Origin of the sequence: uncultured Rothia sp., from assembly GCF_937976295.1 — a bacterium.
Lineage (GTDB): Bacteria > Actinomycetota > Actinomycetes > Actinomycetales > Micrococcaceae > Rothia.
In genome coordinates, this window is sequence record NZ_CALJRY010000022.1 from 1 (window position 1) to 2184 (window position 2184).

A 2184-nucleotide genomic window follows, 5' to 3' on the forward strand; every position below is an offset into this window, starting at 1 on the left:
TAGAACAAAAGCCCGCAGGGCAACCATCAACACATTTCACAGACCATGTAGCGCATCAGGAACTGCGCCGGGGCAGCCATTTCAGCACCCGAGCGTCTAGTACCCCTGCGCCCAAGCAAAGGAACAGCATGCTCGAAGTCGTTATCGCACTATCCCTCGCTGTCCTCATAGGTAGCGTAATCGCACACAAAACGCGGATCACCCCCGCCATTGTGCTGATTTTCATTGGCCTGGCAATCGGCATTATGCCCGCCCACGAACTGCAAGAAGTTCAGAGTCTTGGCCTGCCGCCGCACGTCATCCTCGAAATCTTCCTGCCCGTCATGCTCTTCTGGGAAACCCGCAACACCTCATGGCGTGAAGCGCGTACCCACATCCGCGGCATTATCCTCACCGGAACCCTGCTGGTCATCGTCACCGCCTTCGGTGTCGCAGGGATTCTGCACGATTTCATCGGTGTGAGCGCCTGGGGTGCGGCACTGCTCATCGGTGTGGCGCTCGCACCCACCGACGCGATCGCTGTGGCAACCCTCAACGGTAAACTCCCCAAGTCCGCTATCACCACCCTCGAGGCGGAGGCGCTCATTAACGACGGCACGACCCTCGTGCTGCTCGCCCTCGCACTGCAGGTAGCCGCCGGGCAGGAACTCTCCCTCGGCCACTCCAGCGGCACGTTCTTCTTCTCCTTCCTCATCGGTATTCTGGTCGGCCTGGCGGTCGGCTGGGCAGCCAACAAGATCCGTGCCCACATTGACAACCCGATGTGGTTCACCTGCTTCATGCTGACCGTGCCCTTCATCGCGTTCCTGCTCTCGGAGAAAATTGAGCCTTTCCTCGATATGAAGGGTTCCGGCGTGGTTGCTGTGGTTGTCGCCGCGTTCTACCTGACCTACTACGGCCCGGACACCATCAAACCGCAGAACCGCACCTACGGCCTGCCCACCTGGGCATTCGTCACCTTCGTCATGAACGCCGTGCTGTTCGTCATGGTCGGTGTGCAGCTGCCCTCCGTCGTGGAACGTATGGGCGTCGCCAAGAACTTCTACGGCACCACCTGGAGCTACGGCCTGCTCGTTGTGCTGGTCGCCTGGATTGCCTGCGTCGTGATTCGTTACGTATTCCTGCAGGTCTCTGTTTTCATGATTCGTCTTCTGGACCGCAGTGAGAAGCAGCGTTCCCTGCGCACCACCCACCGCGGCCGCATCGTGAGCACCTTCGCCGGTCTGCGCGGCGGCGTGTCCCTGGCGGTGGCGCTGTCCATCCCGGCGAGTGTTGAATACCGCGACCTCGTGATCTTCGTGGTGTCCGGTGTGGTGCTGTGCTCCATGGTCGTCCAGGGCATGCTGCTGCCCCTGGTCATTAAGTGGGCAAAACTACCGGTTGATAACACCGAAGAAGAAGAGATCGGCCAAGCAGTCCGCGTTATGCTCACCGAGTCCTACGACAGCATTCAAGAAGTAGGCGACCGGATCAACGCCCCGCAGGAAATTATTGACCGCGTTGCCGAAGACCATATGTTCCTCATCAGCAAATACCGCAACCTGTACACCCTGCAGAAGCATGGGGAAGACACCCCGGAAGATGTGTTGCTGCTGCTCGAAGGAGACGACAAAGAGGAAGAGCTGCGTCTGGGTTTGCTAGACGTTCAGCGTGACATCCTCAAGCGTTTGCGTGACGAAGGAACCATCGACATGAACGTTCTGCACCAGATCCAGGAACGCCTGGACATTGAAGAAATGCGTGTGCGCGGTCCGCTTGAACTCGAATAGCTCACGCTTCTACATATCTACATACGAGGCGAGGGTCATCCCACTTGATGGCCTCTTCCTTGAAGAAGAGACTGCGAGCCGAGCGCTTGTTGTCGTACTTGAAGCGCTTGATCACCGTCAGGGCAAGGCCTTCGCCCCACATTTCGACGCGCCAGTTGTAGAAGATCTTTTCCAGCAGCTCGTCATGGGTGAGACCCGTGATAGCAGTCTCTACAGCGGAGTACTTATCAGCAGCGGTACGCTCCTTGAGGAGCTTCAGCAGGATGGTCTTTGCAGAGGCATCATCACCATTGCGGGCGGCAGCTTCGGAAGCGATGAGGTAGATCTCAGCCATACGCATGAAGACGATGTCGCTTAGCCAAGTGCGGTCTGCCATCGTACCGATGGGCTTACCCGTAGCGGAGAAGAACTTGTT

General features: G+C 58.1%; 2 protein-coding genes. One reads left to right on the forward strand and one right to left on the reverse strand.

Annotation, left to right across the window (positions count from 1 at the left end; translation table 11 throughout):
* The first annotated feature begins 128 nt into the window (after positions 1-128).
* On the forward strand, positions 129-1769 hold the full coding sequence (locus Q0216_RS00565; RefSeq protein ID WP_298592030.1) for a Na+/H+ antiporter: 1641 nt from the start codon (positions 129-131) through the stop codon (positions 1767-1769).
* Between the two features lies 1 nt (position 1770).
* On the opposite strand, the gene Q0216_RS00570 is transcribed toward Q0216_RS00565, so the two are convergent.
* A partial coding sequence (locus Q0216_RS00570) for a RagB/SusD family nutrient uptake outer membrane protein (protein ID WP_298592033.1) occupies positions 1771-2184 on the reverse strand: 414 nt, incomplete at its 5' end.

What these genes read in the sequence shown, in the direction of transcription:
- Q0216_RS00565 (WP_298592030.1), top strand. Translation starts at nt 129, where the DNA reads ATGCTCGAAGTCGTTATCGCACTATCCCTCGCTGTCCTCATAGGTAGC.